General features: G+C 50.4%; 2 tRNA genes and 3 rRNA genes. All 5 read left to right on the forward strand.

The window, feature by feature from the left end:
* The first annotated feature begins 406 nt into the window (after positions 1-406).
* A 16S ribosomal RNA gene (locus HPE56_RS20165) occupies positions 407-1,935 on the forward strand.
* 128 nt (positions 1,936-2,063) lie between these two features.
* A tRNA-Ile gene (locus tag HPE56_RS20170) sits at positions 2,064-2,137 on the forward strand.
* Positions 2,138-2,270: 133 nt separating this feature from the next.
* Positions 2,271-2,344 (forward strand) — tRNA-Ala (locus HPE56_RS20175).
* Positions 2,345-2,525: 181 nt separating this feature from the next.
* Positions 2,526-5,362 (forward strand): 23S ribosomal RNA (locus HPE56_RS20180).
* A gap of 211 nt (positions 5,363-5,573) precedes the next feature.
* A 5S ribosomal RNA gene (rrf, locus tag HPE56_RS20185) occupies positions 5,574-5,685 on the forward strand.
* Together the 16S, 23S and 5S rRNA genes with 2 tRNA genes alongside form the textbook arrangement of a ribosomal RNA operon.
* Positions 5,686-5,754 lie beyond the last annotated feature (69 nt).

Here is a 5,754-nt window from a genome sequence, read left to right on the forward strand (position 1 = left end):
AAAAACCTTCAAAAAAAGTATTGTTGAAAGGGAAAATGGTTGTAGGTTTGCAGCCCGAAACGATTAAGGTCGTTGGGAAAGAAAGGTCTTCGGGCCACGTTCATTGAGATACTTTTAAGGGCTGGAGAAGAGGAAAAAAAGTTTTTTTCATTTTTATTTGGCAGTGTCAAAAAGGGTTGTATATTTGCACCCGCTTAGAGACACAGGGACAGGATTCAAAGACTGTCCGGGAGTATAGTTCGGGAGCGACGTCCTTGATAAGGGGACGAACAGGAGTTCATTGAAATATTGTAAAGACAGCGTATTTGGGACGGTTTTAGGACCGTACCATATATAAGAAAGAATTTGAATCGAGAGACGGGGCCGGGAAGGTTCTTGGTCGTTGGCGGAATATATTAATAAGACAACGATGAAGAGTTTGATCCTGGCTCAGGATGAACGCTAGCGGCAGGCCTAACACATGCAAGTCGAGGGGTAACAGGGAGTGCTTGCACTCCGCTGACGACCGGCGCACGGGTGCGCACCGCGTATGGAACCTACCTTTTGCAGGGGAATAGCCCAGGGAAACTTGGATTAATGCCCCGTAGTATCACGACACCACCTGGTGATGTGATTAAAGGCTTCGGCCGGCAAGAGATGGCCATGCGTCCCATTAGTTTGATGGTAAGGTAACGGCTTACCATGACTACGATGGGTAGGGGCCCTGAGAGGGGGATCCCCCACACTGGTACTGAGACACGGACCAGACTCCTACGGGAGGCAGCAGTGAGGAATATTGGACAATGGAGGAGACTCTGATCCAGCCATGCCGCGTGCAGGAAGACGGCCCTATGGGTTGTAAACTGCTTTTATACGGGAAGAAAAACAGCTACGTGTAGTTGACTGACGGTACCGTAAGAATAAGGACCGGCTAACTCCGTGCCAGCAGCCGCGGTAATACGGAGGGTCCGAGCGTTATCCGGAATTATTGGGTTTAAAGGGTCCGTAGGCGGGCCATTAAGTCAGGGGTGAAAGTCTGCAGCTCAACTGTAGAATTGCCTTTGATACTGGTGGTCTTGAGTTATGGTGAAGTGGCTGGAATATGTAGTGTAGCGGTGAAATGCATAGATATTACATAGAACACCGATTGCGAAGGCAGGTCACTAACCATATACTGACGCTGATGGACGAAAGCGTGGGGAGCGAACAGGATTAGATACCCTGGTAGTCCACGCCGTAAACGATGGATACTAGCTGTCCGGTACCTTGAGTACTGGGCGGCCAAGCGAAAGTGATAAGTATCCCACCTGGGGAGTACGTTCGCAAGAATGAAACTCAAAGGAATTGACGGGGGCCCGCACAAGCGGTGGAGCATGTGGTTTAATTCGATGATACGCGAGGAACCTTACCAGGGCTTAAATGCATTTTGACAGGTCTAGAGATAGATTTTCCTTCGGGCAATTTGCAAGGTGCTGCATGGTTGTCGTCAGCTCGTGCCGTGAGGTGTCAGGTTAAGTCCTATAACGAGCGCAACCCCTACCGTTAGTTGCCAGCGAGTCATGTCGGGGACTCTAACGGGACTGCCGGTGCAAACCGTGAGGAAGGTGGGGATGACGTCAAATCATCACGGCCCTTACGTCCTGGGCCACACACGTGCTACAATGGCCGGTACAGAGAGCAGCCATGTCGCAAGGCAGAGCGAATCTACAAAACCGGTCACAGTTCGGATCGGGGTCTGCAACTCGACCCCGTGAAGCTGGAATCGCTAGTAATCGGATATCAGCCATGATCCGGTGAATACGTTCCCGGGCCTTGTACACACCGCCCGTCAAGCCATGGAAGCCGGGAGTGCCTGAAGTCCGTCACCGTAAGGAGCGGCCTAGGGCAAGATCGGTAACTAGGGCTAAGTCGTAACAAGGTAGCCGTACCGGAAGGTGCGGCTGGAACACCTCCTTTCTAGAGAGTCGACGACCGAGAAACATAGACCGGTCCCGTCCTTTCGATTTAATAACAAGCAACTGTCTTTATAATAACAATATATAGTAAATACTATTCTGGGCCTTTGGGTCCACAGTGGTAGGGACAGTCCCATAGCTCAGCTGGTTAGAGCGCTACACTGATAATGTAGAGGTCGGCAGTTCGAGTCTGCCTGGGACTACATTCGGCCCCCAAGAAGGGCGATACGTTCATATAATTGAAAGATTGGAAATTTTAGGAGTTGGGTATCCCAAGTTGGCGTAAGGTCATCGATTAACTGATAACTGTTAACTGATAGCCGACGACTGGAAAACGGGGGATTAGCTCAGCTGGCTAGAGCGCCTGCCTTGCACGCAGGAGGTCATCGGTTCGACTCCGATATTCTCCACAGAATGGTTATGGGCTATTTGCCCTTGACCATCAGCCGAGGGCCCCAGGGCCTGAAACTGAAAACGTTCATTGACATATTGGGACAGGGTATATATATTTAGGTATATGTACTTTGAAGAGAAAACACGAATTTTTTAAGTAAAGTAGTACGAATAGAATTTAAGAATATAAAAGGTTTAGCGACAAGCTAAATAAGGGCGTATGGGGAATGCCTAGGCTCTCAGAGGCGAAGAAGGACGTGATAAGCTGCGAAAAGCCGCGGGGATCGGCACACACGAATTGATCCGCGGGTATCCGAATGGGGCAACCCGGCATATTGAAGATATGTCATCCCGCAAGGGAAGCAAACCCGGTGAACTGAAACATCTAAGTAGCCGGAGGAGGAGAAAACAAAAGTGATTCCGATAGTAGCGGCGAGCGAAATCGGATTAGCCCAAACCAATGTTGTTTCGGCAATATTGGGGTTGTAGGACCACGTTATTGGACGTGCGATGAATTAGAACAGTTTGGAAAGACTGACCAAAGAGGGTGACAGTCCCGTATAGGTAAAGAACATCGTCCATAGTGGTATCCTGAGTAGTGCGGGGCACGTGAAACCCTGTATGAATCTGGCGGGACCATCCGCCAAGGCTAAATACTCCTGAGAGACCGATAGTGAACCAGTACCGTGAGGGAAAGGTGAAAAGAACCGTGAATAACGGAGTGAAAAAGATCCTGAAACCATACGCTTACAAGCGGTCGGAGCAGTGCTTGCACTGTGACGGCGTGCCTTTTGCATAATGAGCCTACGAGTTACTTTTACTGGCAAGGTTAAGTCCTTTAGGGACGGAGCCGTAGCGAAAGCGAGTCTTAATAGGGCGCCATAGTCAGTAGTAGTAGACGCGAAACCGTGCGATCTACCCATGGGCAGGTTGAAGCTGTGGTAACACATAGTGGAGGACCGAACCCGTTGACGTTGAAAAGTCTTGGGATGACCTGTGGGTAGGGGTGAAAGGCCAATCAAGCTCGGAAATAGCTCGTACTCCCCGAAATGCATTTAGGTGCAGCGTGTAGATAGTTTTATAGAGGTAGAGCTACTGATTGGATGCGGGGGCTTCACCGCCTACCAATTCCTGACAAACTCCGAATGCTATAAAATGTTTCTGCGCAGTGAGGGCATGGGTGCTAAGGTCCATGTCCGAGAGGGAAAGAACCCGGACCATCAGCTAAGGTCCCAAAGTGTGTGCTAAGTTGACAAAACGCGGTGGAACTGCATTGACAGCCAGGATGTTGGCTTGGAAGCAGCCATTCATTTAAAGAGTGCGTAACAGCTCACTGGTCGAGCGGTTCCGCATGGATAATGATCGGGCATAAGCACACCACCGAAGCTATGGCTTCTATTTATAGAGGGGTAGGGGAGCATTGTAGTGCCGCTGAAGGTGTACCTGCGAGGGATGCTGGAGGAGCTACAAACGAAAATGTAGGCATAAGTAACGATAATGTGGGCGAGAAACCCACACGCCGAAAGACTAAGGTTTCCCCAGCTATGCTAATCAGCTGGGGGTCAGTCGGGACCTAACGCAGACCCGAAGGGGGAAGTGGATGGACAACAGATTAATATTTCTGTACCTGCTCGCATTAAAAGCGACGGAGGCGAGGAGTTGGTGCGTGCAGACGGAATTGCACGTTGAAGGGAGTGGTAACACCCCGATAGTACACCGAGGCTACGGCCAAGGTGATAATCCAGCATATCGACTTCCAAGAAAAGCAAGCGAAGCAGCCCGTACCCTAAACCGACACAGGTAGTTGGGATGAGAATTCTAAGGCGCTCGAGAGATTCATGGCTAAGGAACTAGGCAAAATAGACCCGTAACTTCGGGAGAAGGGTCGCCCTGACTATAAACGTCAGGGCCGCAGTGAAGAGGTCCAGGCGACTGTTTATCAAAAACACAGGGCTCTGCTAAATCGAGAGATGAAGTATAGGGCCTGACACCTGCCCGGTGCTGGAAGGTTAAGAGGAGATGTCATCTTCGGAGAAGCATTGAATTGAAGCCCCAGTAAACGGCGGCCGTAACTATAACGGTCCTAAGGTAGCGAAATTCCTTGTCGGGTAAGTTCCGACCTGCACGAATGGTGCAACGATCTGGACACTGTCTCGGCCATGAGCTCGGTGAAATTGTAGTATCGGTGAAGATGCCGGTTACCCGCAGTGGGACGAAAAGACCCCGTGCACCTTTACTATAGCTTCGTATTGACCTTGGTCAAGCAATGTGTAGGATAGCTGGGAGACTTTGAAGCTGCATCGCTAGGTGTGGTGGAGTCATTGTTGAAATACCAGCCTTTGCTTGTCCGGGGCCTAACCCTCCAAGAGGGAACAGTGCGTGGTGGGTAGTTTGACTGGGGTGGTCGCCTCCAAAAGAGTAACGGAGGCTTCTAAAGGTGCCCTCAATACGGTTGGCAATCGTGTGTAGAGTGCAATGGCACAAGGGCGCTTGACTGTGAGACATACAGGTCGAACAGGTTGGAAACAAGAGCATAGTGATCCGGTGGTTCCGTATGGAAGGGCCATCGCTCAAAGGATAAAAGGTACGCCGGGGATAACAGGCTGATCTCCCCCAAGAGCTCATATCGACGGGGGGGTTTGGCACCTCGATGTCGGCTCGTCACATCCTGGGGCTGGAGAAGGTCCCAAGGGTTGGGCTGTTCGCCCATTAAAGTGGCACGCGAGCTGGGTTCAGAACGTCGTGAGACAGTTCGGTCTCTATCTACTGCGGGCGTTAGAAATCTGCGTGGATCTGACCCTAGTACGAGAGGACCGGGTCGGACTGACCGCTGGTGCACCAGTTGTTCCGCCAGGAGCATCGCTGGGTAGCTATGTCGGGATTGGATAAGCGCTGAAAGCATATAAGCGCGAAACCAGCCACAAGATGAGATTTCTTTAAAGGGCCGTGGGAGATGACCACGTTGATAGGCCATAGGTGCAGGGGCAGTAATGTCCGTAGCCGAGTGGTACTAATTGCCCGTTGAGCTTGCGCACATAGGTCCCTTCCCCAACCCGTTACAGGGGAAAGGAAGGGACGAATACCTTTACTTTTTTTCGAAACGAACCCTTTACTTAAGGAAACCGTACTTTTTTCTTCAACTGTCCCTTTATTATGTCATTATCATACAATTGGCAATGAACAATGAGCAATTATCGATATATATGGGTAACTGTTGATCGTTGATTAGAACATTGACCAAATAATTTAGGTGGCCATGGCGACGGGGCCCACCCCTTACCATTCCGAACAGGGAAGTTAAGCCCGTCTGCGCCGATGGTACTGCTACACTAAGTGGGAGAGTAGGCCGCCGCCTTTTTCGAGAGTCCTTCACAGCAATGTGAGGGACTCTTTTTTTTTGACCCATTTTTGTAGGACCGATGACCTG

Source organism: Maribacter aquimaris, assembly GCF_014596745.1.
GTDB lineage: Bacteria > Bacteroidota > Bacteroidia > Flavobacteriales > Flavobacteriaceae > Maribacter_A > Maribacter_A aquimaris.